The organism is Streptomyces sp. CB02400, from assembly GCF_001905725.1.
GTDB classification, from domain to species: domain Bacteria; phylum Actinomycetota; class Actinomycetes; order Streptomycetales; family Streptomycetaceae; genus Streptomyces; species Streptomyces atrovirens.
The window spans coordinates 107219-130328 of the sequence record NZ_LIWB01000023.1; the positions used below are offsets into that span (position 1 = coordinate 107219).

General features: G+C 72.7%; 19 protein-coding genes. 12 read left to right on the forward strand and 7 right to left on the reverse strand.

All coding sequences use genetic code 11. The features are described from left to right. Nucleotides 1–30: 30 nt before the first annotated feature. Nucleotides 31–1560 carry an ABC transporter substrate-binding protein gene (locus AMK33_RS36150; RefSeq protein WP_073937259.1) on the reverse strand — a complete coding sequence of 510 codons (1530 nt, stop codon included), beginning with the start codon at nt 1558–1560 and terminating at the stop codon, nt 31–33. A gap of 106 nt (nt 1561–1666) precedes the next feature. After that, entirely contained in the window at nt 1667–2230 is a 564-nt protein-coding gene (locus AMK33_RS36155) for a carboxymuconolactone decarboxylase family protein (RefSeq protein WP_079195100.1), read from the reverse strand. A gap of 232 nt (nt 2231–2462) precedes the next feature. On the opposite strand from AMK33_RS36155, the gene AMK33_RS36160 reads away from it, so the two are divergent. After that, a complete protein-coding gene (locus AMK33_RS36160; protein WP_073937261.1) occupies nt 2463–2873 on the forward strand; it encodes a cupin domain-containing protein in 411 nt (136 codons plus the stop codon). 439 nt (nt 2874–3312) lie between these two features. Here the strand turns inward: AMK33_RS36160 and AMK33_RS36165 are convergent, their stop codons facing one another. The 4 genes from AMK33_RS36165 to AMK33_RS36180 form a co-directional block, all read right to left on the reverse strand. Next, nucleotides 3313–4833, reverse strand: a complete 1521-nt coding sequence (locus tag AMK33_RS36165) for an ABC transporter substrate-binding protein (protein ID WP_073937262.1) — start codon at nt 4831–4833, stop codon at nt 3313–3315. A 128-nt stretch (nt 4834–4961) separates the two neighbouring features. Then, entirely contained in the window at nt 4962–5312 is a 351-nt protein-coding gene (locus tag AMK33_RS45345) for a hypothetical protein (RefSeq protein ID WP_073937263.1), read from the reverse strand. A gap of 103 nt (nt 5313–5415) precedes the next feature. Continuing rightward, complete coding sequence (locus tag AMK33_RS36175) at nt 5416–6489, reverse strand: FecCD family ABC transporter permease (RefSeq protein WP_235618295.1); 1074 nt, start codon at nt 6487–6489, stop codon at nt 5416–5418. Then, a complete protein-coding gene (locus tag AMK33_RS36180) occupies nt 6486–7538 on the reverse strand; it encodes a FecCD family ABC transporter permease (protein WP_073937264.1) in 1053 nt (350 codons plus the stop codon). Before AMK33_RS36180 ends, AMK33_RS36175 begins: the two co-directional genes overlap by 4 nt. 177 nt (nt 7539–7715) lie before the next feature. Here AMK33_RS36180 and fes (AMK33_RS36185) point away from each other — a divergent pair, with 177 nt between their 5' ends. The 9 genes from fes (AMK33_RS36185) (at nt 7716) to AMK33_RS36225 (ending at nt 18706) form a co-directional block, all read left to right on the forward strand. Next, nucleotides 7716–9044, forward strand: coding sequence for an enterochelin esterase (fes, locus tag AMK33_RS36185; RefSeq protein WP_079195102.1), 1329 nt, complete (start codon nt 7716–7718; stop codon nt 9042–9044). 100 nt (nt 9045–9144) lie between these two features. Next, nucleotides 9145–10128, forward strand: a complete 984-nt coding sequence (locus AMK33_RS36190) for an ABC transporter substrate-binding protein (protein ID WP_073937265.1) — start codon at nt 9145–9147, stop codon at nt 10126–10128. After that, the gene (locus AMK33_RS36195) at nt 10125–10907 is read left to right on the forward strand and encodes a 2,3-dihydro-2,3-dihydroxybenzoate dehydrogenase (protein WP_073937266.1); all 783 of its coding nucleotides are present in this window, start codon (nt 10125–10127) and stop codon (nt 10905–10907) included. Before AMK33_RS36190 ends, AMK33_RS36195 begins: the two co-directional genes overlap by 4 nt. A 41-nt stretch (nt 10908–10948) precedes the next feature. Beyond that, nucleotides 10949–12154 (forward strand): isochorismate synthase, encoded by a 1206-nt coding sequence (locus AMK33_RS36200; protein ID WP_073937267.1) that lies wholly within the window; start codon nt 10949–10951, stop codon nt 12152–12154. Further along, nucleotides 12151–13779, forward strand: coding sequence for a (2,3-dihydroxybenzoyl)adenylate synthase (locus AMK33_RS36205; RefSeq protein ID WP_073937268.1), 1629 nt, complete (start codon nt 12151–12153; stop codon nt 13777–13779). Before AMK33_RS36200 ends, AMK33_RS36205 begins: the two co-directional genes overlap by 4 nt. A 22-nt stretch (nt 13780–13801) precedes the next feature. Next, a complete protein-coding gene (locus AMK33_RS36210) occupies nt 13802–14440 on the forward strand; it encodes an isochorismatase family protein (protein ID WP_073937269.1) in 639 nt (212 codons plus the stop codon). Further along, entirely contained in the window at nt 14437–14664 is a 228-nt protein-coding gene (locus AMK33_RS36215) for a phosphopantetheine-binding protein (RefSeq protein WP_073937270.1), read from the forward strand. The genes AMK33_RS36210 and AMK33_RS36215 overlap by 4 nt, the downstream gene beginning before the upstream one ends. After that, on the forward strand, nt 14661–18515 hold the full coding sequence (locus tag AMK33_RS36220) for a non-ribosomal peptide synthetase (RefSeq protein WP_073937271.1): 3855 nt from the start codon (nt 14661–14663) through the stop codon (nt 18513–18515). Before AMK33_RS36215 ends, AMK33_RS36220 begins: the two co-directional genes overlap by 4 nt. After that, the gene (locus AMK33_RS36225) at nt 18512–18706 is read left to right on the forward strand and encodes an MbtH family NRPS accessory protein (protein WP_073937272.1); all 195 of its coding nucleotides are present in this window, start codon (nt 18512–18514) and stop codon (nt 18704–18706) included. Before AMK33_RS36220 ends, AMK33_RS36225 begins: the two co-directional genes overlap by 4 nt. Nucleotides 18707–18720: 14 nt before the next feature. On the opposite strand, the gene fes (AMK33_RS36230) is transcribed toward AMK33_RS36225, so the two are convergent. Continuing rightward, nucleotides 18721–20007 (reverse strand): enterochelin esterase, encoded by a 1287-nt coding sequence (fes, locus tag AMK33_RS36230; RefSeq protein ID WP_073937273.1) that lies wholly within the window; start codon nt 20005–20007, stop codon nt 18721–18723. Nucleotides 20008–20137: 130 nt separating this feature from the next. Between fes (AMK33_RS36230) and AMK33_RS36235 the strand changes: the two genes are divergently transcribed. Together AMK33_RS36235 and AMK33_RS36240 are read left to right on the forward strand one after the other, a co-directional pair. Next, nucleotides 20138–21937, forward strand: coding sequence for a hypothetical protein (locus AMK33_RS36235; protein WP_143203896.1), 1800 nt, complete (start codon nt 20138–20140; stop codon nt 21935–21937). A gap of 82 nt (nt 21938–22019) precedes the next feature. Then, nucleotides 22020–23075, forward strand: coding sequence for a YncE family protein (locus tag AMK33_RS36240; RefSeq protein WP_073937275.1), 1056 nt, complete (start codon nt 22020–22022; stop codon nt 23073–23075). The last annotated feature ends 35 nt before the right edge of the window (nt 23076–23110 follow it).

A 23110-nucleotide genomic window follows, 5' to 3' on the forward strand; every position in this document is an offset into this window, starting at 1 on the left:
GTCAGCGGTATGGGCGAGGGTCATGTCAGGTCACTCTCCGGCCGGGCGCAGGGCCTTGTAATCAATGGCGTTGGTCTCCCACGGCTGGGTGGAGGGCTTGACGTCGGTGACGACCTTGGTGTTCCAGGCGATCAGCTCCTCGCCCGCCACGTGGGCGCAGGTCAGGGCCTCATCGGAAATGATCTTGGTGACGTCCTGCCAGAGAGCGTCCGCCTCGTCGGAGGCGCCGGCGGCGATGGCCGCGTCGGCGGCCTTTTTCAGCTCGGCGCTCTCCACGTGCGCGGGGTTGCCGGGGGCCTCCTCGGCGAACCACGCCTGGTACCAGTCATAGGGGGTGAGTTCGTCGTTGGAGCCGAGGCCCAGGCCGTAGCGTCCGCTGTTCCACTGGGAGAAGTACTGCGGCGGGGCCGCGGGCTGCACGGAGACCTTGATGCCGATCTTGCCGAGCTGCTCGGCGTACACCTGCATCTGCTTCTCGTTGAACGGGGCCGCGAGCATCTCGACCTCGACCTCGGGGTCACCGGCCTCGGCCATCAGCGCCTTGGCCTTGGCGAGGTCGTGGGTGTAGCCCGTGACGTCCGGGTTGTAGCCGGGCTCGCCCTCGCTGAAGTGCTGGCTGCGGACCTTGAAGTCGGGCTCCAGCTTGGCGATCTCCTCGGTGTTGAGGGCGTAGCAGGCGGCCTGCCTGACCCTGACGTCCTCGAAGGCACCGCCCTCGCCCCGGTCGAAGAACATCGGGTTGTTACGGATCGCCGGGTAGGACAGGTGCTTCAGGCTCGCGTTGGACTCGATGCGGCCGAACTGGGTGGTCTCGGTGTCGGTCAGGGAGATCTCGCCGGTGGCGAGCGCGCCGGTGGCCGCGTTGTCCTCGGGTATCGCGTACAGCTCGACCGTCTGGAAGCCGACGCTGTCCGCGCCGTCCCAGTAGCCGTCGTAGTACGTGAACGTCATCCGGGTGCCCTTGGTGGAGGACTTCGCGTCGTACGCCCAGGGACCGGTGCCCACGGGGGTCTGGGCGATGGTGCCGGCCTTGATCGCCTTCGGGCTGCCCATGGGGGCGCCGCGGGTGGAGAGCTGGGTGAGCAACGACGGGGTCGGCTCGGAGAGGTTGAGGCGGACGGTGTGCGCGTCCACGGCGTCGACCGACTCGATCACCTTGAGCGGACCGGCGTAGGCGGTCTTGCCGTCGCGGATGGACTCCAGGTTGACCTTGACGGCCTCGGCGTCGAAGGGGGTGCCGTCGTGGAAGGTGACGCCCTCGCGCAGGGTGAGGGTCAGCGCCTTGTCCGTCTGCTCCCACTTGGTGGCGAGCACCGGGATGATCTCGCCCTGGCCGTTGAGGGCCACCAGGTTCTCGTACGGGACCCGCATGTAGCCGGCTTCCATCTCGGCGCCCGGCGCCCAGCTCTCTGGGAAGCCGCCCCAGTTCGCGGCCAGGGTGCCGGAGGTGGACTTGTCCTGGCTCGCGGCGTTTCCGGAGCAGCCCGCGAGGACCATGACAGCCGCCACCGAGGCGAGGGCGAGGGCTTTGGGCTTGGTGCTGTTCTTGCTGCTTCTCATGGGCTGAGCGCCTCCTTGCGCCGAGCACTGCGGGGAAGATCGCGAATGGAACAGGAACGGGAACGACTGAGCGCGGTGGTGCCGCCGGGTACGGGCGGCGGGGGTGTCAGGACGACGGGGTGTCCTGTCCGGGGTCGACGCGTCCGTAGCCGCGGATGTCGGGGAAGGGCGGCTCCTTGTCGGCCTGGAGGTCCACCTGGAAGGTGTTCAGGCACATGCCCAGCATGGTGAAGTTCCCGAGTGTGCCGATGGTGTCGACCAGGCCCTTGGCGCCGAAGTGGGCGTGGGCGCGGGCGAAGGTCTCGTCGGAGACGAAGTGGTTCTCGAGGACCTCCCGGCAGAACTGGTAGAAGGCCTGGTCCCCCTCGTCCTCGAAGACGGCCTCGCGCTTCTCGGCGATCGCCTTCACGGCCGCCTCCGGGATGCCCGCCTCGATCGCCTGGTGCACGTGTGCGTTCCAGGAGTACTGCGCGTCCCAGTTCCGGGCGGCCATCAGGAGCGACAGCTCGCGCAGGTGCTTGGGGAGGCTGCAGTCGAAGCGGGCGAAGGCACCGAGGGACTCGGCGCGTTCGCACATCTCCGGGCTGTGCAGCCAGACCCGGAACGGCCCGCGGACGGCTCCGCGACGGCCGGCGATCCGCGCGGCCAGCTCCTGCTGCCGCGGGTTCATTTCCTCATCAGTGAGAACGGGGAGCCTCATCTGGCCGTTACCTGCCTTTTCTTTCCGGCGCGTTTCAGGCACGGATACAGACGCCGTGCGATGCCAGGTGACGGTACAACCGGCCGGAAGGAAGCTCACCCCTCCCGGAGTGCAAGGTAAACCTGCACTCCGGAGGGCACCCATTCGTCCGGCGCCGACCTACCGTCGTTCGACGCACCCCCAGAAGGAGAGAGAGTTCCGGATGACCACGATCATCAAGGCCGCGTCGGTGCCCCTGCTCGACCGTGGTGGCGCCGTCGTGACGACACCGCTGATCACGACGCCCTCGGCGGGCGGGGAGAACCGGATCACCAGCGGGATGAGCGTGTATCCGGTGGGCTCCGGGGCGCCGCTGCACTCGCACAACTGCGACGAGCACGTGACGATCCTGGACGGCGAGGCGGAGGTGTGGGTCGATGGCGAGGTGACGAAGCTGGAACGTTACGACACGACGTACATCCCCTCTCCCATCCCCCACCTGTTCCGCAACGTCGGCGACACCCCGCTGCGCATTCTGTGGGTGTACTCCTCCGGGCATGTGACCCGGACGTTCACGGAGACGGGCAGGACGGTGGAACACCTGTCGGCCGAGGACCAGATGGGCCGCGACTGAGCGGTCCCGTCCGCGGCTCGCGCTGTGCCCCGCTGCCCGGAACGGAGCAGCGGGGCACAGCGCGTATGGCCGCGTCGCGTCACACCCGACGCGATTCGCCGGCCCGGTGTGCGGCCCGACGGGCACGGCGGTGGACGAGGCTGGTCACGGGCGGGCCGGTGGCGCGGGAGGCGCCGTGGCCGCCGCCGGACACCGCGCCGAGCCGTTCGGCGAGGCGCGTCGAAACCCCCGTTCCGGGCTCTCCGGTGTGGCGGCGCACCCGGGACCGCCGCGGCCGGGCTCTTCGGCTCCGGATACGTCAGCGGGAGGACGAGCGGGGACACGGTGACCGCCTGCGGCGGGAAGAAGGCCGGGTGGAGGCGTTGGACCTCCCCGTCGGCGGCTCCGGCCCGGCGCGTGGCCCGCACCCGCCGGCTGCGCGGACGGGGGCCGGGTCAAGTCACTCTCCGGCTGGCCGGAGAGCCTTGTAGTCGACCAGGTTGGTCTCCCACGGCTGGGAGGACGCCTTCACGTCGGTGACGATCTCGGTGTTCCAGGCGATCAGCTCCTCACCCGTCAGATGGGCGCAGGTGAGGGCCTCGTCGGAGACGATCTTCGTGACCTTCTGCCACAGCTCGTCGGCCAGGTCCGAGTCACCGGCGGCGATGGCGGCGTCGGCCGCCGCCTTCAGCTCGGCGCTCTCCACCTTGGCCGGGTTGCCGGGCGCGCCCTCGGCGAACCACGCCTTGTACCAGTCGTAGGGGGTCAGCTCGTCGTTGGAGCCGAGGCCCAGGGCGTAACGCCCGCTGTTCCACTGCGAGAAGTACTCCGGCGAGGCCGCGGGCCGCACGGTCACCTCGATACCGGCCTTCCCGAGCTGTTCGGCGTACACCCGCAGTTGCTTCTCGTTGAAGGGGGCCGCGAGGACTTCGACAGACACCTGGGGACTGCCGGCCTCGGCCATGAGGGCCTGGGCCGTCTGCAGGTCGTGGTCGTAGCCCTCGATGTCCGGGTTGTAACCGGGTTCGCCCTCGCCGAAGTGCTGGGTGTGCTCCTTGAAGTCCGGCTCGAGCTTGACGATCTCCTGGGTGTCGAGGGCGTGGCAGGCCGCACGGCGCACGCGCACGTCCGCGAAGGCGCCACCGGGTCCGCGGTCAAAGAACATCGGGTTGTTGCGGAGGGCGGGATAGGTGAGGTGCCGCAGGTGCCGGTTGATCTTGATGCTGCCGAGCTGCGTGGTCTCGGTGTCGGTGAGGGCGATCTCCCCGACGGCGAGCGCGACGCCGGCCGAGCTGTCCTCGGGGATCGCGTGGAGCTCCACCGTCCTGAAGCCGACGCTGTCCTCGCCGCCCCAGTAGTCGTCGTAGTACGTGAACGTCATGCGGTTGCCCCTGCTGGAGGCGCTCGCGTCGTACGCCCACGGACCGGTGCCGACAGGGGTCCGGACGATGGTGCCGGCCTTGATCGCCTTGGGGCTGCCCATCGGTGTCGCCCGTGTGGAGAGCATGGTGAGCAGGGACGGGGTGGGCTCGGAGAGGTTGAGGCGGACGGTGTGCGCGTCGACGGCGTCGACCGACTCGATCACCTTGAGCGGGCCCGCGTAGGCGGTCTCCCCGTCGCGGATGAACTCCAGGTTGGCCTTGACGGCCTCCGCGTCGAACGGGGTGCCGTCGTGGAAGGTGACGCCCTTGCGGAGGGTGAGGGTCAGCGCCTCGTCCGTCTGCTTCCACCGGGTGGCGAGTACGGGTCTGATCGCACCGCCGGCGTCGAGCGCCACCAGGTTCTCGTACGGGACCCGCAGGTAGCCGGCTTCCATCTCGGCGCCCGGCGCCCAGTTTTCCGGGAAACCGCCCCAGTTGACGGTCAGGGTGTCGGCTTCGTCCGTGGTCCCGGAGCCTCCTGAGCAGCCCGCGAGGACCATCACGGTCGCCATCGACGCGACGGCGAGGGCTCTGGGCCTGCCGCTGTTCGTGCTTCTCATGGTCTGAGCGCCTCCTTGCGCCGGACAGCGCGGGAGAAAAAAGGGAAGGAAAAGGAAAGGCATGGGGGACGCGCACGGAGCCGACAAGCCGTGCGGTGCCAGTGAAGGTAGTGGCGCAGCCGGAAAACTCACCCCTCCCGGGGCGCAAGGTAAAACTGCACGCCGGAGAACACCGGCCCCTGGAACGCACGGGGCATCGTGCGCACGGCCGGACCCAGCCGGCGGTGACCAGTCGCCGAGGCCGCCGGCCCGGGCCGAGGTGATGCCGAGGGCCTTCTCCTCGAGCGGGTGGAGCAGGACCGAGCCGTGGACGCCTCCACGCCGAGCTGCGCGGCCGGCTCGCCGTCGGCGAGCCGGTGCAGGAGGGCGACGCCGGCCCGGTCCAGTGGCACCCCGGCCAGGGCCGTCAGGCGGTCGTGATGCCAGTGCCGGGCGCTCAGGCAGGTGGTGCGGGTGAACGCGCGTTCGTTCTCGGTCACTTACGGGGAGACGAGCCGCCGGGGAGCGGAGGTGTGGGGATGCCGGAATCCACAGCTCGTCGCATTACGCACGTAGGTACTCGCTCGGCGGCCGGTCTCCCCGTCACAGCCGGGAGCCCCGGCGCTCGGCGCGCAGCAGCCAGGCCAGGTAGGCCCCGCCGGCCACGCCGGTCACCACACCGACCGGTAGCAGGGCGGAGCCGGTCAGACGCTGGGTGGCCAGGTCCGCGGCGGTCACCAGGAACGCTCCCGTCCAGCCGGCGGGAAGGACGTTCGGACCCGCCGCACGCGTCACCCGGCGAGCCAGCTGCGGGGCGGCCATCGCGACGAACGGGACGGGTCCGGCCGCGGCCACCGCCATGGCGGTGAGGCCCGTGCCCGCACCGAGCAGCACCAGGCGGCTCCGCTCGGGCGGCACCCCGAGCGCGGCGGCGGTGTCGTCACCCATCTCCAGCAGGGTCAGCCGTCGTCCATACGCCAGGACGACCGGCGCCAGCGCCGCCGGCCCCAGCGCGGCGATACAAACGTCGTTCCAGTCCCGGGCGTTGAGCGAACCGATCGTCCAGGCGGCGGCCTGCGCGGCCTTGCCGATGTCGGCGCGCAGGTACAGGAAGCTGGTCGCCGCACCCAGCACCGAGGAGGCGCCGATGCCGACGAGGACCAGCCGGTAGCCGTGCACCCCGCGCTTCCAGGCCAGCAGGTAGACGGCGGTGGCCGTCGCCGCGCCGCCGCACACCGCGCCGACGGCCGTCTGCACGGCGCCCGCGTCGAGGACGATGATCGCCACGAGCGCGCCGGCCGAGGCTCCGTTGCCGAAGCCGATGACGTCGGGGCTGCCCAGCGGGTTGCGGGTCAGGGACTGGAAGACCGCGCCCGCCATGCCCAGTCCGAAGCCGACCAGCACGGCCACCAGGGCCCTGGGAAGGCGCAGGTCGAGCACGACGAACCCGGCTCCCGGCGGGCCGTCGCCGGCGAGCGTGCTCAGCACCTCGGTCGGGGACAGCTCGTAGGTTCCGGTACCGACGGCCAGCACCATGGCGCACGCCGCGAACACGGCGAGCAGCACGCAGACCAGCAGGGCCCGGCTGTCGTAGCGCAGCGACCAGCGGCCGGTGCGCAGCAGTCCGCGCCGCACCTCCGCGCGGGCCCGCGCGGGGGCGTCCTTCACGGGGCTCACAACTGGGCCACCTTCCGCTGCCGTACGAGATGGATGAAGAGCAGTCCGCCGAGGAACGCGGTGACCGTGCCGACCTCGATCTCGGACGGCGGCATCACGACGCGCCCGATCACGTCCGAGACGAGCAGCAGCACCGGCGCGAACACCGCGCAGCAGGGGATGAGCCGCCGCGGGTCAGGTCCGCAGAAGGCGCGGACGGCGTGCGGGATCATCAGGCCGATGAAGCCGATCGGCCCGCACACGGCGGTGGCTCCGCCGCACAGCAGGGTGACGGCGACGACGGAGAGCACCCGCACGCGCCGCACCCGAGTGCCCAGCGCCCGCGCGTGGTCCTCGCCTAGGGCGATGGCGCCGAGCGGCCTGGCCAGCGCGAGGGCGAGCACGGCACCGCCCAGAAGCAGCGGCGCCACGACGGCCAGCAGGGACACCTCCCGGCCGGCGAGGGTGCCGACCGACCAGAACCGCATCTCGTCCAGCGTGCTCAGGTGCCACAGCGACAGGCCGTTGACGTAGCCGAACAGGGCCGCGTTGACAGCGGTTCCGGCCAGTGCGAGCCGGACCGGCGTCGCCCGCCGGCCGCCGCCGAGGGCGCTGACGGCGGTGGCGGCGAGGGCCGCGCCGGCGAGCGCGAACCACAGGTATCCGGTGAAGGACGTGATGCCGAGGACCCCGATCGCGGTGACGACCGCGGCCGACGCGCCCGCGTTGACGCCGAGGAGCCCGGGGTCGGCGAGCGGATTACGGGTCAGGGTCTGCATGACGGCGCCGCCGAGTCCGAGGGCGGCGCCGACGGCGGCGCCGATGAGGGTGCGGGGCAGCCGCAGGTCCCGGACGATCGCGTCGTTCTCGGTCCCGGACGGAGTGAACAGGGCCGACCAGACCTGATCGACCGGTATCTGCCTGGCACCTACGGCCAGGGAGAGGGTGGCCGCCCCGACGAGCAGGAAGACGCCGAGAAGCAGGCCCGCCGCGCGCCGGGACGCCCTGGTGCGGGGCTTTTCCGCGCCATGCTCCTCCCCTGGCGGGGCGGCAGCCGTCGCGGTGTTCATGAGGCGGCCGTCCGGGGGACGGAGCACCGGACGACGGACGCCGCAACGACTGGCTGTAGGGCACACGTTTCAAGGAACATGTGCTTAGCTTAGGCTAGCCTTACCTTAGCTGTTGACGATTTCGTCGGCAGTTCTGGCCTGCCCTGCCCTCCGACCAGCGGTCCACGGAGAACGCCGATGACCACGCTCACCCGATCCACCCCTCGCGGTGCCACCTCGCCGGACGTCCGCCCGATGCGGGTGACGGGACCGCGCGTCGCGCGGCTCCTGGAGGCAGTGGAGGGCGCCGACGACACCCGACGGGCCGCCTTGGCCGCCGAGTTCTGGAAGGAGGCGGAAAACCTGGGCACCCCGCTCGTCGAGGAACTCGACGGCTCGCCCGGTCATCGGGCGGTCACGTTCCTGTGGCGGGGTCATCGCGCCACCCGGCAGGTGCTGTTGTTCGGCAACCGCCTCACCGACCGCGCCCACCTGGCCGGTTCACTGCTGGAGCAGGTACCCGGCACCGACGTCTGGCACCTGGGGCTCCGGCTGCGCGCCGACCACCGCGGCTCCTACCGGCTGGCCGCCGACATCTCGCCCAAGGAACCGCCCTCGGACCCGGACGGCCTCCAGCAGCGACTGCGGTCGCTGACCGCGTTCACCGCGGCCGACCCGCTCAACCGCCGTACCGTCGCCACCCGCTGGCAGGAGTCCGACGCCTCGGTCTTCGCCCTGCCCGACGCCCCCGCCCAGCCGTGGGCCGGACGGCGAGGCACGGTGCCGGCCGGGCGGGTCGAGCGGCACCGGGTCCCGGGCTCGGCGCCGGTCGGCGACCGGAACGCCTGGGTCTATCTGCCGCCTGGTCGCGAACGCGGCGTCGGCGCACCCCTGCCGACCTTGGTGCTGTGCGACGGCGACATGTGGTTCGGGCGGCTCGACCTCGGCGACACGCTGGACGCGCTGATCGCCGACCGCGCGCTGCCACCGCTGGCCGTGGTGGCGCCGGATGCCGTGGACCGGCGGACCCGTTGGCGTGACCTCGGCGGCCGGGAGCCGTTCGTCGGCTTCCTGGCGGACGAGTTGCTGCCCTGGGCGGCCGGACGCTGGCCGCTGGCCACGGACCCGCGCCGGACCGTGGTCGCCGGGCAGAGCCTCGGCGGCATGACCGCGCTGTACGCCGCGTACCTGCGGCCCGACCGGTTCGGCAACGTCCTCGCCCAGTCCGCCTCCCTGTGGTGGCGGCCCGGACTGCCGCCGCCGGCCGGGCCCAAGCCGCCGGTGTACGGCACGCCCTGGCTCGTCGCCCGCTACGCCGCCGGAACCTCCCGGCCGGTGCGCGTCCATCTGGACGTCGGACTGCACGAGGGCGCCATGGTCGACCACCACCGCGCGCTGTACGACGCGCTGCGCACGACCGGCCACCGGGTCACCTACGACGAGTTCAACGGCGGTCACGACTACGTCTGTTGGCACGGCGCTCTGGCGGACGGCCTGGGCCGTCTGCTGGGCGGCCCCGCTTCCTGATCCACGGCCTCGCACGTCCCGGCCCCTTCCGTATGTGCCTCCCCTTTTCCTCTGCGCCCCTTTTCCGTTTCCCACCACTCTTCCGAGGAGCAACCCCTTCATGTCCCCCGCACGTGCCTCCCGCAGAACCGTCCTCACCTCCGCCGCCGTCGTCGTCACCGGGGCCCTGCTCCTGACCGGCTGCGGTGACGACGGCGGCGGCGGCGGCGCCGGCGCCGGCGGCAAGGAGGCCGACACCCGTCAGGTCACCGACGCCACGGGCCGCGAGGTGGACGTGCCGGCCGCCCCGAAGAAGGTCGTCACGCTCAGCGAGCCCACCCTGGACGCGGCCCTCGCGCTCGGCGTCGAGCCGGTCGGTGCCACCGCCGGGCGCGGCCAGAAGGGCGTGTCCACCTACCTGGCCGACAAGGCGGGCAAGGCGCAGGTCGTCGCCACGGTCGCCGAGGCCGACATGGAGAAGCTGGCCGCGCTCCAGCCCGATCTGATCCTGCTCGACGAGACCACCGCGGTGAAGGGCGAGGTCTCCAAGCTGGAGTCCATAGCCCCGACCGTGGTCACCGCCAAGCTGAACGAGGACTGGAAGAAGGCGTTCACCACCACGGCCGACGCGCTGAACCGGAAGGCCGAGGCCGAGAAGATCCTCACCGGCTTCGACGCCGACGTGGCGGCCACCAAGGCGGGACTCGGCGACAACGCCGGAGCGGTCGTCAGCGTGATCCGCTGGCAGAACAAGGCGCCGTCGGCGGTCGGCCGGGGCGTGGGCCACGTGGGCGCCACTCTGACCGCCCTGGGCCTTCAGCGGCCGAAGGACCAGCAGGGCGTGGGCACCGGCCACAGCGAGCCGGTCAGCCTGGAGAAGCTGTCCACCATCGACGGCGACTGGCTGTTCTTCGGCACCCTCGGCGAGAAGGCCGACGGCGAGAAGGCGTACGCCGAGGCCGTGAAGGTACCCAACTTCACCAGGCTGAAGGCCGAGCAGGAGGGTCACGTCGTGGTCATCCAGGGCTCCGCCTGGAACAGCGCCGGTGGCCCGCTGGCCGCCCGGATCGTCCTGGACGACGTGACGAAGGCTCTCGCCTCGTGAGGCTCGGACTCGACGGCCGGCTCGCCCTCGTGACGGGGGCGAGCCGGGGCATCGGCGCGGCGGTGGTCACGGCTCTCGTCGAGGAGGGCGTCCGCGTGGTCGCCACCGACGTCGACCGCGCGGGCGTGGAGACACTCGCCGCCCGGCACGGCGAGCGGGTCACCGCCCGCCCGCTGGACGTCACCGACGCCACCGCCGTGGAGGCGCTGGTGGCCGAGACCGAGGGCACCCTCGGCCCGCTGGACATCGCCGTCAACGTGGCCGGCATCCTGCGCGACGGGCCCGTCGCCGGCCTCTCCGACGAGGACTGGGCGGCGCACTTCGCCGTCAACACCACCGGCGTGTTCCACGTCTCGCGCGCCGCCGCCCGCCGTATGACCGGGCGCGGCCGCGGCAGCATCGTCACCGTCGCCTCCAACGCGGGCGGTATCCCCCGCGCGGGCCTCGCCGCCTACGCCGCCTCCAAGGCCGCCGCGGTCATGTTCACCAAGTGCCTGGGCCTGGAGGTCGCGCGGCAGGGGGTGCGCTGCAACACGGTCTCCCCCGGCTCGACCATGACCGACATGCAGCGTGCCCTGTGGACCGCGGGCGAGGAGGAGGCGTCCACCCGGCGGGTGATCGAGGGCGACCTGGCGTCCTACCGCACGGGCATCCCGCTCGGCCGGATCGCCGAACCCTCCGACATCGCCGACGCCGTCGCCTTCCTGGCCTCCGACCGCGCCCGGCACATCACCATGCACGACCTGTACGTCGACGGCGGCGCCACCCTGCGGGCCTGACCCGGGCCCACGGCACACGTCCTCCCCCACTGGAGACAGCCATGTCCCTTTCCCTGCACGAACCCCCGCACCGGCTCACCGGCACGCCGGTCATCCCCGGTGCCGCGACCGCGCTGCTGGAGTCCTACCGACCCACCACCGATCGCTTCCTCGCCACCCCCCACCGCACGCTCCTCGGCCGCGGCACCGCCGCCGAGATACCCGACGACTCCCGTCCGCCGGCCAGGCGGGTGCGGGAGGCACTGGAGGCGCTGCGCCGTCCGGGCGCCCCCGAGCCGGTGGTCGTGGGGGCGCTGCCCTTCGCCCCGGACGCCCCGGCCTCGCTGGCGGTGCCGGAGTCGGTGCGCTGGGCGCCGCCGCTGCGCGAGGACCCGCTGATCGCGCTGCCCGTGCCCGAGGACGGGGACCGCCCCGAGTGGCGGGTCCGGGAGGTCCCGGCCGCGGGGCGGTACGGCGAGGCGGTGGCCGCCGCGGTGGCGCGGATGCGGGCCGGGGAGTTCGACAAGGTCGTCCTCGCCCGCACGCTGGAGCTGACCTCCGCCCGGGAGCCGGACCTGCCGGCCATGCTGCGCCGCCTGGCCCGCCGCGATCCGGCCGGCTACACCTTCGCCGTGCCGAGCGGACCGGGCCGCACCCTGGTCGGCGCCAGCCCCGAACTGCTGGTCTCCCTCCGGGACGGCCGGCTCACCGCCAACCCCCTCGCGGGATCGGCGCCGCGCAGCACGGACCTCGCCGAGGACGTGCGGCGCGCGGCCGCCCTGCTGGAGTCCGGGAAGGACCTGCACGAGCACGCCGTCGTCGTGGCCGCCGTACGGGAGGCGCTGGCACCGTTCTGCACCGCACTGGAGGTGCCCGAGCGGCCCACGCTGGTGCGCACCGCCGCCATGTGGCACCTGTCGACCACGGTCACCGGCGAGGTCTCCGCCCCGGACACCACCGCCCTGGAGCTGGCGTCCGCTCTGCACCCCACCCCGGCGGTCTGTGGCACGCCCACCGAGCTGGCCCGGCGGGTGATCGCCGAGTCGGAACCCTTCGACCGCGGTGCCTACACCGGCATGGTCGGCTGGCAGAACGCCGACGGCGACGGCGAGTGGGTGGTGACGATCCGCTGCGCCGAGGCCGAGGGCAGGACCCTGCGGCTGTTCGCCGGCGCCGGGGTCGTGGCCGCGTCCACGCCCGAGGCCGAGACCGCGGAGACCGCCGCCAAGTTCCGTACCTTCCTGCACGCCGTAGGAGCAGCGCTGTGACCCTCACCCCTGGTGTGGACGCCCCCACCTGGCCGTCCGAGTTCGCCGAACGCTACCGGGCCGCCGGTCACTGGCGCGGCGAGACCTTCGGCGGCATGCTGCGCGAGCGGGCCGCCACCCACCCCGACCGGATCGCCCTGGTCGACCCGGCGCCCGAGCGCCGCACCTGGACGTACCGGGAGCTGGACGCGCGCGCCGACCGGCTCGCCGCCGGGTTCCTGGCGCGCGGCATCGTCAAGGGCGACCGGGTCGTCGTGCAGTTGCCGAACATCGGCGAGTTCGTCGAGGTGGTCTTCGCCCTGTTCCGCATCGGCGCGCTGCCGGTGTACGCGCTGCCCGCGCACCGCGAGACGGAGATCTCCCACTTCTGCTCCCACACCGAGGCCGTCGCGTACGTCGTTCCCGGCCGGCACGCCGGTTTCGACCACCGGGACCTGGCCGCGCGGATACGGGAGCGGACGCCGGGCCTGAAGCACGTCTTCGTGGCCGGGGACCCCGGTGAGCACACGGCGCTGAGCGAGGTGCCGTGCGAGCCGTCCGGCCCGTTCGACGGGCCCGAGCCGCACGAGCTGGCGTTCCTCCAGCTCTCCGGCGGGACGACGGGCCTGAACAAGCTGATCCCGCGCACCCACGACGACTACATGTACTCGCTGCGGGGCTCCGACGAGATCTGCGGCGTGGACGGCGACACCCGTTTCCTCGTCGTGCTGCCGGCCGCGCACAACTTCCCGATGAGTTCGCCGGGCTGGCTGGGCGTCCTGTACGCCGGCGGCACGGTGGTGCTCGCCCCGAAGCCCGACCCGGCCACCGTGTTCCCGCTGATCGCGTCCGAGCGGATCACCATGACGGCCCTGGTGCCGCCGCTGGCCCTGGTGTGGACCGAGGCCGCTCCCGCCACCGGGCACGACCTGTCCAGCCTGGGGCTGACGCTGGTCGGTGGCGCCAAGTACAGCGAGCAGGCCGCCCGCCGGCTGGAGCCCGCGCTCGGCTGCAGGCTGATGCAGGTGTTCGGCATGGCCGAGGGCCTGGTCAACTACACACGCCTTGACGACGACACCGAGACGGTCGTCACCACGCAGGGCCGACCGATCTCCCCGGACGACGAGGTCCGCATCGTCGACGACGAGGACCACGACGTCCCCGAGGGCGAGTTCGGGCATCTGCTGACCCGCGGCCCCTACACCATCCGCGGCTACTGGCGGGCCCCGGAGCACAATCGGCGTGCCTTCACCGAAGACGGTTTCTACCGCACCGGCGACATCGTGCGCCGTACCCCGACCGGCCACCTCGTGGTGGAGGGCCGGGCCAAGGACCAGATCAACCGGGGCGGCGAGAAGATCGCGCCGGAAGAGGTCGAGAACATCATCCTCGCCCACCCGTCGGTGCACGACGTGTCGGTGGTCTCGGTACCGGACGACTACCTCGGCGAACGCTCCCTCGCCTACGTGATCCTGCGCGGGGACGCCGAGCCGCTGAGGCCGGTCGCGATCAAGCGGTTCGTCCGCGAGCGCGGCATCGCCACCTACAAGGTCCCCGACCTCGTCGAGTTCGTCGACGCCTTCCCCCGGACCGGCGTCGGCAAGATCAGCAAGACGCAGCTGCGGTCCACCGCCGGACAGTCCTGACCGTACCGAGAGGACTCCCCCCATGGCACTCCCCGCCATCGCCCCCTATCCGCTGCCGGCACCGGAGGAACTCCCCGAGAACCGGGTGTCCTGGACCGTGGACCCCGCGCGTGCCGTGCTGCTCGTGCACGACCTGCAACAGCACTTCCTGTCCACCTTCCCGGCCGGCGAACCGCCCCTGACCGGCATGCTCGGCAACACCGCCCGCCTGCTCAAGGAGTACCGGCGCCTGGGCGTGCCGGTCCTCCACTCCGCCCAGCGCGGCGGCCAGACGCCCGAGCAGCGCGGCCTACAGTTCGACTTCTGGGGCCCCGGTGTTCCCGACGCCCCGGAGGGACTCGCCGCGCCCGAGGCCGTCGCCCCCGAGGACGGGGAGACGGTGCTCACCAAGTGGAAGTACAGCGCGTTCGTCCGCACCGGACTGGCGGACCTGATGCGCGAGAAGGGCCGCGACCAGATCGTCATCGTCGGCGTGTACGCGCACATCGGCGTGCTGATGACCGCCGCCGACGCCTGGCAGCGGGACATCCAGGCGTTCGTCGTCGCCGACGCCGTCGCCGACTTCTCCCGCGCCGACCACGACATGGCGCTGCGCTACGCCGCCGGCCGCTGCGCGGTCGTCACCACCACCGACGCACTCCTGACGGAGGTCCGGCCATGACGCTGACCGTTGAGCGGATCCGCACCGACGTCGCCGACTGCCTCGGCGAGGACCCGACGGACATACCCGTCGACGAGAACCTGATCGACCACGGTCTCGACTCGGTCCGCATCATGACGCTGCTGGAGCGCTGGCGCCGGGAGCACGCCGTGACCGCCTCCTTCGCCGACCTCGCCGAGCGGCCCGCCCTCGATGCGTGGGCGTCCCTGCTGGGGGCGGTATGAGCGTCCTGCCCCTGACGGCGGCCCAGTCGGGCATGTGGTTCGCGCAGGCCCTGGACCCGCTCAGTCCCGCGCAGAACACCGCCGAGTGCCTCCGGATCGACGGACCGCTCGATCCGGAACGGTTCGCGGACGCCCTGCGCCGGGTGGCGGACGAGGCCGAGGCGTTGCGGGTCCGGGTCGAGGACACCCCTGACGGCCCGGTGCAGCACGTATCGGAAGTGATCGAACTACCGCTGACGGTAAGGGAGTCGGACACCGAGGCCGAGGCCGAGGCATGGATGCGCGCCGACCTCGCCGAGCCGTTCGACCTGGCGTCCGGGCCGCTGTTCCGCCACGCCCTGTTCCAGGTCGGCGCCGACCGGTGGCTGTGGTACCAGTGCGTCCATCACCTCGTCATGGACGGTTACGGCTATTCACTGCTGGTGCGCCGCACCGCCGAGGTGTACTCGGCGCTCGTCCGCGGCGAGGAACCCGCCCCACGCGGCTTCGGTCACCTGGCCGACCTGGTCGCGGACGACACCGCGTACCGGGAGTCGGCCGCGTTCGAGGCCGACCGGGCGCACTGGGCCGCGGCGTTCGCCGACCGGCCGGAGGCACCACGGCTCGCGGGCCGCGGCGCGCTGCCGTCCCGCACCTTCCTGCGCCGCACCACCCACCTCTCCCCCGGCACCACCGAGCGGCTCAAGGACCTCGCGACCCGGCTCCGCGCGACCTGGCCGGACGTGCTGATCGCCGCGCAGGCCCTCTACACCGCCCGCGCCACCGCCCGTACCGACGTGGTGCTGGGCCTGCCGATGATGGGCCGCATGGGGTCGGTGGCGCTGCGCGTGCCCGGCATGGTCATGAACGTGCTGCCGCTGCGGCTGGCCGTCTCCCCCGAGGAGACCTTCGCCGAGCTGGTCCGGCGGGTGGTGCTCGGCATCCGCGAGATCCGTCGCCACCAGCGCTACCGCTACGAGGACATCCGCCGCGACCTGGGCCTGCTCGGCGAGAGCCGGGCGCTGGTCGGCCCGCTCGTCAACGTCATGCCCTTCGACTACGACGTGGACTTCGCGGGCGCCCCCGCCCGGGCGTGGAACCTGTCGGCGGGCCCGGTGGACGACCTGACGGTCAACGTCTACGACCGCGCCGACGGCCGGGGCCTGCGCATCGACCACGACGGCAACCCCGCGCTGTACGAGGACTCCGACCTCACCGCGCACCAGGAACGGTTCCTGGATCTGCTGGACCGGCTGGCCGGAACCGACCCGCAGCAGCCCCTCGCGGTGCACACCGTCGCGACTCCGGTGGAAGTCGGCCTGGTCGTCGACGAGTTCAACCGCACGGAGCGGGCCCTACCGCCGACCACGCTCATCGGACCGATCGAGGCGCGGGCCGCCCGCACCCCCGACGCCACCGCGCTGGTCCTCGGGGACACCGCGCTCACCTACGCGGAGCTGAACACCCGCGCCAACCGGCTCGCCCGGCACCTCCAGACCCTCGGCGCACGGCCGGGCGCGGTGGTGGCGGTGTCGGTGCCGCGCTCGGTGGACCTGGTCGTGTCCTTGCTCGCGGTGCTGAAGGCGGGCGCCGCCTATCTGCCGCTCGACCCGGACTACCCGGCGCGGAGGCTGGCGTACATGCTCGGTGACGCCGCGCCGGTCTGCGCCGTCACCGACCGCGTCGGCCGCCTCCCGGACGACACCGGCACCGAGGTGGTCGTACTGGACGGGCTCGACGTGTCGTCATACGCCTGGACGAACCCGGCCCGCGCCCTCACCCCCGCCCACCCCGCATACGTCATCTACACCTCCGGTTCCACCGGCCGTCCCAAGGGTGTGGTCGTGCCGCACCGGGCCATCGACAACCGGCTGCGGTGGATGCAGCACGCGTACGGGCTGACGGCCGGGGACCGGGTGCTGCAGAAGACGCCGTCGTCGTTCGACGTGTCGGTGTGGGAGTTCTTCTGGCCGCTGCGCGAGGGCGCGACGCTGGTCGTCGCCGAACCCGGTGGCCACAAGGACCCGATCTACCTGGCCCGGCTGATCCGCGAACAGGCCGTCACCACTTGCCACTTCGTGCCGTCGATGCTCCAGGTGTTCCTGGGCGCCCCGGAGGCCGCCGGGTGCGCGGAGGCGCTGCGCCGGGTGTTCTGCAGCGGCGAGGCCCTCCCGCGCGAGACGGCGTCCGCGTTCGCCCGCGCCCTGCCCGGCGTGGAGCTGCACAACCTCTACGGGCCGACCGAGGCCGCCGTCGACGTGACGTACCACGCGTGCGACCCGGCGGACCGGGGTCCGGTGCCGATCGGGCGGCCGGTGTGGAACACCCGCCTGTACGTCCTGGACGCCGCCCTCCAGCCCTGCCCGCCCGGCGTACCCGGCGAGCTGTACCTGGCGGGTGCGCAGCTCGCCGACGGCTACCTGGGCCGACCGGAGCTGACCGCGGCCCGGTTCGTCGCCGACCCCTTCGGACCGGCCGGCACCCGTATGTACCGCACAGGGGACCTGGCCCGGTGGACGGAGAAGGGCGAGGTCGAGTACCTCGGCCGCACCGACCACCAGGTAAAGCTGCGCGGCCAGCGCATCGAACTCGGTGAGGTCGAGGCGGCTCTGGCCGCCCGTCCCGGCGTGGACGCGGCGTGCGCCCTGGTCCACGACGACCGGCTCATCGGCTACGTGACCGGCGGCGCCGACCCGGCCGGGGTCAGGGCGGCGCTGGCCCGGGAGCTGCCCGAGCACATGGTCCCGGCGGCCGTCGTCGCGCTGGACGCCTTCCCGCTCTCCCCCAACGGCAAGCTGGACCGGCGTGGGCTGCCCGCCCCCGTGTTCACCGGCGGCGCCGGCGGGCGGCCGTACGCATCCGCCCGTGAGGAGGCGCTGACCGGTCTGTTCGCCGAGGTGCTGGACGTGGAGGGGATCGGCCCCGACGACGCGTTCTTCGACCTGGGCGGGACCTCGCTGCTCGCGGTGCGCCTGGTCGGCCGTGTCCGTGAGGAGTTCGGCGCCGAGCTGACCATCGGCTCCCTGTTCGAGGCGCCGACGCCGGCCGCGCTCGCCGCCCGGCTGGACGCCGCCGCACCGGCCGCCGGGGACGCCCTCGGCGTCGTCCTGCCGCTGCGCACCGAGGGCGACCGGACACCACTGTTCGGCGTCCACCCGGCGGGCGGCCTCGCCTGGTGCTATGCGGGACTCACCGCGCGGCTCGGTCCGCAGCAACCGGTGTACGGGCTCCAGGCCCGCGGCCTGACCGGTGACGAGGCGCTGCCGCGCACGCTCCAGCAGGAGGCCGAGGACTACGCCGAGCGGATCCGCGAAATCCAGCCGCACGGCCCGTACCGCCTGCTGGGCTGGTCGGTCGGCGGCGTCCTCGCGCACACGGTCGCCGTACTGCTTCAGGAGGCCGGCGAGGAGGTCGAACTCCTCGCGCTGCTGGACGCCTTCCCCTCCGAACAGTGGCGGGAGCGGCCCGCACCGGAGGAGGGCGACGCGCTGACGGCCGTACTGCGCATGGCGGGCTTCGACCGCACCGGCGAACGCACCCGCGAGGACGTGCTCGCCACGCTGCGCCGGGCGGGCAGCCCGCTGGCCGGACTCACCGACCGCACCCTGTCCCGGATCGTCGACATCGTGCCCAACCACGCCCGCATGATGCGCGAGCACGAACACCGCCCGTACGACGGCGACGTTCTGTTCTTCACGGCCGCCGCCCCGCGCGCCGAGTCCTGGCTGACCAGGGAGTCCTGGCGTCCGTACGTCACCGGCGCCCTCGACAACCACGACCTCGACTGCACCCACCCGCAGTTGATGCGGGACCGGTACCTCGACGACATCGCGGCGGTCCTGGCCGCCCGCTTGAAGGAGCTGGACGCATGACCCCGGACCCGGTCGGCCCCTTCGACCCCGGACCCGACGACGGCCGGGAGGGGCATCCGGTCCTGGAGAACGCCGAGGGACGCCGGTCCCTGTGGCCCGTATGGCGCGCGGTGCCGTCCGGTTGGACGCCCCGCTTCGGCCCCGCACCGCACGAGCGGTGCGTGCGCCGGGTGGTGGCGGGCCTGGAGTGAACCCCGGAGCCGGCTCAGCGGCCCAGGAGTTCCACCAGCCCGTCCGCCAGTTCCGTGCGCCAGCAGAGGTAGTCGTGACCGCCGTTGAACTCCCGGTAGGAGGAGTCGTGGTAACCGAGGGCCGTCAGGGTGTCGCGCAGCCTGCGCGCGGCGGGCAGGGCCACCCATTCCTGTGCGCCGAAGGAGAGCCGGAAACGCACCGGCAGCCGGGGTGTTCCGGCCAGGGCCCGGGTGAGCCACTCCGGGTCCGGTCCCACCGGCCACCAGAACGAGCCCGACTGGACGAGGGCGTTGCCGAAGCGGTGCGGTGCCGCCGCCGCGACGTAGGCGGCGGTGAGCCCGCCGAGGCTCTGCCCGGCGATGACGGTGTGCGCCGGATCGTCGCTGAGGGGCAGGAGCCCCGCCGCCCAGGGCAGCAGTTCACCGGCGAGGAAGTCGACGTACTCGGGTCGGCAGGACAGTTCGGCCCAGCGTGTGGCCTCGTCCACGGCCTCTGGCAGTACGGCGGCGACGGGCGGGATCCGGCCGTCGGCGATGAGGTTGTCGAGGAGGTGGGAGAGCCCGAGGCGGGGTTGCCAGTGCTCGCCGTCGAGCAGCACCAGCACCGGCAGCCCCTCCGGCTCCCAGACTATGCCGGGCGGTTCGTACAGCCAGATCCGGCGGGAACCGCCGAGGCGGGTGCTCGCCACGGTGTGCTCCGTGACGGTGCCGCGCGGGATGCCGGGCCGCGGCTCCCAGTCCACCGCGCGCGGGGCGGCCGGGAGCTCCGCGTACGACACCGGCTCCGACTCCCAGCGGTGGGGCAGCGTCCGGGGGTTGAAGGGGTCGGTGCGGCGCAGGGTGCGCAGACGGCGCTGGTACGCGGGTGTTCCCGGGTCCGGGCCGTCACCCTCGTCGACGTACAGGTCGTAGGTGCCACGCCAGTCGTGCCTCAGGCGCAGGGTCCAGTGCCAGACGTCCGTGCCGGGGACGCGCTCCATGAGGTTGCCGTCGGGGTCGTGCGGGTCGCCGAGCTTGTTCGGCAGGACCTGGACGGCACGGGTGCCGGGGGTGCCGCGCCACAGGAACGTCACCGCCCGGTGGTCGGCGCTGCCTCGCGGGTCGGGGCCCACCAGGGGCGTGCCGCCGCGTGCCCGCACGTCCGCCCAGAAGGCTCCCTCGCCCCCCGGCCCGGGCAGCGTGCACACCGGCTGGGCGAGGCGGGGCACCGGATGTGGCCTGGGCAGGCGGGGCGGGTGGTTCGGGGCGTCTCCCGGAGGCCCCGGAAGGTACGTGCGTACGGATTCCAATTGACTATCCATGATCTCTAGATTAGGTTAGCCTTACCTTAGTTGATCGCACGTCGCTTTCGCGCCGGCTTCGCCGCCCCCGATGTGCCCCTCCACTCGAACGTCCTTCTCCATGACGTTTCGCCTGCCAGGAGCAGCCCTCATGACCTCTGACAGATCCGCTTCGCCCTCCGGCACCCGACTGAGCCGCGTGGTCGCCCTGACCGCCGGCGCGACCCTGGGCCTGGGTGCCCTCTGTGCCGCCCCACTGGCCACGGCCGGTCCCGGCGGCACGGGGGCCACCGACACGGTGGCACTGGCGGCGGACACGGCCGCACCCTCGGTCACCCTGGGTGCCAGGGACGTGAAGCAGGGCGGCGAGGTGTCCTTCACGGCCACCGGGTTCCCGGCCGGGGGCACACTGAGCGTCAAGTTCGACGACAAGACACTGCTGGAGCAGTTCACCGTAGGCGACGACGGAAGCGTCTCGGGCTCGGTCACCGTCCCCGCAGACGCGAGCGCCGGCGGGGGGCACTGGCTGCGGTTCCTGGCCCCGCAGACGAGCGTCCGCAGCGAGGAGCTGACGGTCACGACCGCAGCTCCCACTCCGACGCCGGCCCCCACTCCCCCGCAGACTCCGAAGCCCACGCCCTCCCCGTCAGAGGTCACCGACCCCGCGGTGAAGCTCGCCGGCGGGTCGGAGGTGGCGGCCGGCGGCAAGGTCTCCTTCACCCTCTCGGGTTTCGTCAAGGGCCAGGACATCACGGTGAAGCTGGACGACGGCGAGATCCTCGCCCGGTGGCCCGGCACGGTGAAGGCCGACGGGACGTTCTCCGGCACGGTGACCGTCCCCGCCTCCGTCCCGGCCGGCACACACTGGCTGCGCTTCCTCGCTCCCGCCCCGGCCACCAGTCTGAAGGCCGACATCACCGTCACCTCGTCCACGGGCAGCGGCTCCGGCGGCGGTTCGGCGGGGGGCAGCGGCGGCGCGGGCAGCGGCTCCGGCGCCGACACGGGCGGTACGGGCACTGCCGGCGGTTCTTCGGGGACAACGGGTGGTTCCGGCTCCGGCGGCGCGGCGACGGGCACGTCCGCCACCATCACCGCGGGCTCGCGGGTGGCCGCGGGCGGCAGGGTGTCGTTCCGAGTGACCGGCTTCCCGGCCGGTCAGCAGCTGACGGTCAAGCTGGACGACAGCACGATCCTCGGCCAGTGGACGACCGGCTCCGACGGGTCGTACTCCGGCAGCGTCACCGTGCCCGCCGGCACCACGAAGGGCGCCCACTGGCTGCGCTTCCTCGCCCCGAACCCGCCGACCAGCCTCAAGGCCGACTTCACCGTCACCTCCGGCGCGTCCGGTGCGTCCGGTGCGTCCGGTGCGTCCGGCACGAACGCGGGCGGCACCGGAGCGGACGCGGCGGGCGCGACCCCCGTCCCGGCCGCGTCGGGCGCACCGGCCTCCGCCACCAACGACGCCGGCGCGAAGGCCGGGATCACGGCCAGCCGGGTGCAGGCCGGCGGCACACTCCACTTCGAGGTGACCGGGTTCCCCGCGAAGGAACAGGTCACGATCAAGCTCGACGACGAGGCGATCCTCGGCCAGTGGAAGACCGCCGACGACGGCTCCTACGAAGGCGACGTGACGGTCCCCGCGGACACGGCGGCCGGCGACCACTGGCTGCGGTTCCTCGCCCCCAACCCGCCCACCTCGCTGAAGGTGGCGTTCACGGTCACCGCGGCCGGGACGGACGTCGCCGGATCACCCGCGGCCTTCTCCACCACCGCCCCGGAGACGAAGACCGCCGAGACCCTCGCGGCCACGTCCCAGGCGGCCCCCGTCTCCTACGCCACGATCGCCTGGTCCGCGGCGGCCGCCGCGGCCGGCGGTGCCGCCGGAGCCGCGGCCACCACCCTGCTCGTCGTCCGCCGGCACACCTCCAGGAACCCCGCGCCGAGCAGCTGACACGCCGCCACCGCGCGGCCCTCAAGCCACTTCTCCCACGCAGTAACACTCCATTAATCCCGAGAAAGGGAGTTCCCCCACCATGTCCGTTCCCACCACCCGCACCTCCCGCCGCACCGCGGTCGCCGCGGCCGTCGCCGTGGCGGTCGCCGCCGGCAGCACGCTGACCCTGGCCGGCAGCGCGTCGGCACAGGCAAGCGGTTCGGAGGTCACCACCGCGAAGCTCACCAAGGGCCTGTACCAGTCGTCCTACTCCGAGCGGAACGACGTCCTGTGGGTCACCTCCGCCGTGGGCCGGTCTCCGGTCACCGAGTCCCACCTGCTGAAGGTCGACCCGGACACCCTGGAGATCGAGGCCGACCACACCCCGCCGGTCACCGACACCTCCACCGGGGCCGTCGAGGCGGTCTACGGCGTCGCCGTGGACGACGAGCACAACACCGTGTGGACGACCAACACCCGCAACAACAGCGTCTCCGTCTACAGCCAGCGCACCGGCGAGCACCTGGCCAGTCTGCCGGGCATCGCCCACGCCCGCGAGATCGTCGTCGACGAGCGGCACGACACGGTCTGGGCGAGCGGCTTCGGCGACGGCACGCTGGTCGCCTTCGACTCCAGGACGTTCAAGGAGAAGAAGCGCGTCACCGTCGAGGGCGCGGGCCCGGCCGGCCTGACCCTCGACGAGAGGACCGGCACCCTCTACGCCGCCGACCTGAACAACGACCGGCTCATCGAGCTGAAGCGCGGCTCCACGATCCCGCGCTTCCTCCCGGCCGGTGACGGCCCGATCTCTGTCTCCCTGTCGAAGAACGGCCGGACGGCCTACACCGCCGACCAGACCTCGGGCACCCTGTCCGTGATCGACCTGCGCGAGGGCACCGTGACCAAGACCGTGGCGACCGGCGCCGGCGCCCTCTCCGTGGCCACCGACGAGCGCTCCGGCGACGTCGTGGTGGTCAACCGCACCGCCGCCACCGTCACGGTGGTCGACCCGCGCAAGGGCGTGATCGAGAAGACCGTGGCCACCGGCGCCAACCCCAACCACGTGGAAATCACCGACGGCACCGCCTACGTGACCGACAAGTCCGGCGCCACCCAGACCGAGGACACCCTGACCCGGATCCGCCTCGCCCGCTGACGCCTCCGTCCACCGGTGCCCGTCACCTTTCGCCG

Excerpts from the sequence above, each read along its gene's own strand:
- AMK33_RS36150 (WP_073937259.1), bottom strand. The coding sequence starts at position 1,560 with ATGAGAAGCAGCAAGAACAGCACCAAGCCCAAAGCCCTCGCCCTCGCC.
- AMK33_RS36155 (WP_079195100.1), bottom strand. The coding sequence starts at position 2,230 with ATGAACCCGCGGCAGCAGGAGCTGGCCGCGCGGATCGCCGGCCGTCGC.
- AMK33_RS36160 (WP_073937261.1), top strand. The coding sequence starts at position 2,463 with ATGACCACGATCATCAAGGCCGCGTCGGTGCCCCTGCTCGACCGTGGT.
- AMK33_RS36165 (WP_073937262.1), bottom strand. The coding sequence starts at position 4,833 with ATGAGAAGCACGAACAGCGGCAGGCCCAGAGCCCTCGCCGTCGCGTCG.
- AMK33_RS36180 (WP_073937264.1), bottom strand. The coding sequence starts at position 7,538 with ATGAACACCGCGACGGCTGCCGCCCCGCCAGGGGAGGAGCATGGCGCG.
- fes (WP_079195102.1), top strand. The coding sequence starts at position 7,716 with ATGACCACGCTCACCCGATCCACCCCTCGCGGTGCCACCTCGCCGGAC.
- AMK33_RS36190 (WP_073937265.1), top strand. The coding sequence starts at position 9,145 with ATGTCCCCCGCACGTGCCTCCCGCAGAACCGTCCTCACCTCCGCCGCC.
- AMK33_RS36200 (WP_073937267.1), top strand. The coding sequence starts at position 10,949 with ATGTCCCTTTCCCTGCACGAACCCCCGCACCGGCTCACCGGCACGCCG.
- AMK33_RS36210 (WP_073937269.1), top strand. The coding sequence starts at position 13,802 with ATGGCACTCCCCGCCATCGCCCCCTATCCGCTGCCGGCACCGGAGGAA.
- AMK33_RS36215 (WP_073937270.1), top strand. The coding sequence starts at position 14,437 with ATGACGCTGACCGTTGAGCGGATCCGCACCGACGTCGCCGACTGCCTC.
- AMK33_RS36220 (WP_073937271.1), top strand. The coding sequence starts at position 14,661 with ATGAGCGTCCTGCCCCTGACGGCGGCCCAGTCGGGCATGTGGTTCGCG.
- AMK33_RS36225 (WP_073937272.1), top strand. The coding sequence starts at position 18,512 with ATGACCCCGGACCCGGTCGGCCCCTTCGACCCCGGACCCGACGACGGC.
- fes (WP_073937273.1), bottom strand. The coding sequence starts at position 20,007 with ATGGATAGTCAATTGGAATCCGTACGCACGTACCTTCCGGGGCCTCCG.
- AMK33_RS36235 (WP_143203896.1), top strand. The coding sequence starts at position 20,138 with ATGACCTCTGACAGATCCGCTTCGCCCTCCGGCACCCGACTGAGCCGC.
- AMK33_RS36240 (WP_073937275.1), top strand. The coding sequence starts at position 22,020 with ATGTCCGTTCCCACCACCCGCACCTCCCGCCGCACCGCGGTCGCCGCG.